Here is a 3,019-nt window from a genome sequence, read left to right on the forward strand (position 1 = left end):
CCCGGAGGAGGCGAGCGCGGCCCGCGCGGGCGGACGGCCGCCCCGGCGGGCCTCGATCAGCGCGACGGCCCGCTCAGGCAGCCACGCGGACGCGGTGCCGCTGTCGCCGTCCTCGCTCTCCGAGGCGAAGAGGTGCGGTGCGAGCTGGGCCTGGAGGTCGGCGGGGCTGGGGCGCAGCGGCGCCTCCATCTGCATGCACGTCTCGATGAGCGGACGCAGCTCGTCCGGGAGTCCCTCCAGGTCAGGGCCTTCGCGGAGCAGCATGAAGACGGTCTCCACGGGGTTCGCCCCGTGGAAGGGCGCGTGCCCGGTGGCGGCGAAGACGAGCATCGAGCCGAGCGAGAAGACGTCACTTGCGCCGGTGACGCTGCGCGAGTCCTTGGCCTGCTCGGGTGACATGTACGCGGGCGTGCCCACGGCGACGTTCGTCATGGTCAGGCGGGTGTTGGAGACGCCGGACGCGATGCCGAAGTCGATCACGCGCGGCCCGTCCTCCACCACGAGGACGTTGGACGGCTTGAGGTCACGGTGGACGAGGCCCGCGCCGTGGATGGACTCCAGGGCCTCGGCGACGCCGGCCGCCAGCCAGCGCACGGCCTGGGTGGGCAGCGGCCCGTGCTCATTCACTATTTCTTCGAGCGAGGGAGCGGGCACGTACGCGGTGGCCAGCCACGGCACCGCCGCGCGCGGGTCGGCGTCCACGACGGCGGCCGTATAGAAACCGGACACGGCCCGTGCCGCCTCGACCTCGCGCGTGAAGCGGACGCGGAACAGCTGGTCCTCGGCGAGCTCGGTCCTGACGGTCTTGATCGCCACACGCCGCCCTGACGCGGAGCGCGCGAGGTAGACAAGGCCCATGCCACCGGCTCCGAGCCGGCCGAGCACCTCGAACGGGCCGATCCGCCTCGGATCGTGCTGCGTCAGCTGATCCACCACTTGCCCTGCCACCTCCCCGTACGCGGGCGCCGTATGAGCGGCCCCGTGCAGCGTCTCACCACCGAGCCGCTCCGGCGGCACGCACCCTGATTCTTCCTGTCCGGGGCGGTGGTTGCGAACCCGGGGCGGGATCGGGGTGTTGTGGGACAAAGAAGACGCAAGAAGAAGGAGAGAGGAGAGAGGGGAAAGAGAGAAGAAGGAGAAATGTGAGCGAAAATTGATTCGAACACATGAACCATTCGGCTACGGCGCCCCACCGGCGCGCGGAGTGGAGAGGAATACGCCCCTCAATGCGGCCCCCAACCCCATTTGCACTCGGCCGAATCGCGCTCCGATCACCCCTCGGTAAGCTGACGGCATGACAGGACAGGTACGTACCGTCGACGGCCGCGTGGCCGGTCGGCGCGGTCAGGCGACGCGTCAGAAGCTGCTCGACTGCCTCAGCGAGATGCTCAGCTCCTCGCCCTACCGGGACGTCAAAGTCATCGACGTCGCCCGGAAGGCGGGGACTTCACCCGCGACCTTCTATCAGTACTTCCCGGACGTCGAGGGCGCCGTCCTGGAGATCGCCGAGCAAATGGCGGCGGAGGGCGCGGAGTTGACCCAACTCCTCGACGGCCGCTCCTGGGTCGGCAAGGCGGGATGGCAGACCGCACAGGAGCTGGTCGACGGCTTCCTCGACTTCTGGCGCAAGAACGACGCGATCCTCCGGGTCGTCGATCTGGGCGCGGCAGAAGGTGACAAACGCTTCTACAAGATCCGCATGAAGATCCTGAACTCGGTCAACAACTCCCTTACGGACACGGTCAAGGAGCTCCAGGCCAAGGGCAAGGTCGACAAGGACGTCAACCCGGCGGCCATGGCGGGCTCCCTGGTGGCGATGCTCGCGGCGGTCGCCTCGCACCAGCGGGGCTTCCAGACGTGGGGCGTCAAGCAGGCCGAACTGAAGCCGAACCTCGCACTGTTGGTGCATTTGGGCGTAACAGGCAAGAAGCCGACGAAGTAGGGCATCCCTCGCGTCATCTCGGACGCCTCTTCTGATGCTTTCTCAAGTCCTGTCACCGCAGCGGCGGATCACGGTGTTCCAGTGATCCGCCGCTGTGTTCGCCGCTCTCCCCAGCCGGTCAGTCCGTACGCCGCTCCAGGCGGAACAGGCGGATCTCCCGCTCCACGCGGGACTGGTACGTCGCGTACGGCGGCCAGAACTTCAGCACCGCCTCCCATGCCGCCGCCCGTTCATCCCCCGCCAACAGCCGCGCCCTGACCGGAATGTCCGCGCCCTGCCAGCTGACGTCGGCATCCGGATGGGCGATGAGGTTGCCGGTCCAGGCGGGATGCCCCGGGCGGCCGAAGTTGGAGCCGATCAGGATCCAACTCCCCGATTCCTCCGGCATGCAGGCCAAGGGAGTCCGCCGCGCGAGCCCGCTCCTGGCGCCGCGCACCGTCAGGATCACCCCCGGCAGCATCTTCGCGCTGAGCAGCACCTTGCCGCGCGTCAAGCGGTGCACCGTGCGGTCCATCGTGGGGATGAAGTGCGGGGCGATCTTCGCGAAGGTCCGGGTGGACGACATCTTCTGCATCAGACGCACACCGGGCGGCATCAGACGGCCACCGTCGGCTGCGCGTCGGGCGCCGCCCTTTCCACCGGCGCGAACAGCTCGGCCCGTTCCGCCGCACGCGACCGCAGCCGGTGCACGGGCCCGAAGAGCAGCTCGTCGCTCGACGCCCGCTTGAAGTACAGATGCGCCTCGTGCTCCCAGGTGAAGCCGATGCCGCCGTGCAGTTGCACGGCCTCCGACGCGGCGGTCCGCAGCGCGTCAAGCGCCTGCGCGAGCGCGAGTCCCCCCACCCGTTCGGAGTCCGCCCCGGCGGCCCACGCCGCGTAGTACGCCGCCGACCGCGCGGCCTGCACCTGCACGTACACATCCGCGAGCCGGTGCTTGACGGCCTGGAAGGACCCGATCGCCCGCCCGAACTGCTCGCGCTGCTTGACGTACTCCACCGTCCGCCCGAGGGCACGGTCCGCCGCGCCCACGGCCTCCGCCGCGAGCACGGTGGCGGCGGTGGCACCGGCCGCGGCGAG

The 3,019-nt window shown here is 69.6% G+C and carries 4 protein-coding genes; 1 reads left to right on the forward strand and 3 read right to left on the reverse strand.

Annotated elements, in window-relative coordinates:
• The coding region (locus ABD378_RS17720) for a serine/threonine-protein kinase (protein WP_344521897.1) at nt 1-936 on the reverse strand (936 nt) is incomplete at its 3' end.
• Nucleotides 937-1,294: 358 nt separating this feature from the next.
• Here ABD378_RS17720 and ABD378_RS17725 point away from each other — a divergent pair.
• Entirely contained in the window at nt 1,295-1,942 is a 648-nt protein-coding gene (locus ABD378_RS17725) for a TetR family transcriptional regulator (RefSeq protein WP_344521898.1), read from the forward strand.
• 118 nt (nt 1,943-2,060) lie between these two features.
• Here ABD378_RS17725 and ABD378_RS17730 read toward each other — a convergent pair whose 3' ends face one another.
• Together ABD378_RS17730 and ABD378_RS17735 are read right to left on the reverse strand one after the other, a co-directional pair.
• Nucleotides 2,061-2,537: a nitroreductase family deazaflavin-dependent oxidoreductase gene (locus ABD378_RS17730; protein ID WP_344521899.1), complete on the reverse strand. Its 477-nt coding sequence runs from the start codon at nt 2,535-2,537 to the stop codon at nt 2,061-2,063.
• The coding region (locus ABD378_RS17735) for an acyl-CoA dehydrogenase family protein (RefSeq protein WP_344521900.1) at nt 2,537-3,019 on the reverse strand (483 nt) is incomplete at its 5' end. The genes ABD378_RS17735 and ABD378_RS17730, both read right to left, overlap by 1 nt.

The sequence above is a fragment of the Streptomyces rectiviolaceus genome, from assembly GCF_039533825.1.
GTDB lineage: Bacteria > Actinomycetota > Actinomycetes > Streptomycetales > Streptomycetaceae > Streptomyces > Streptomyces rectiviolaceus.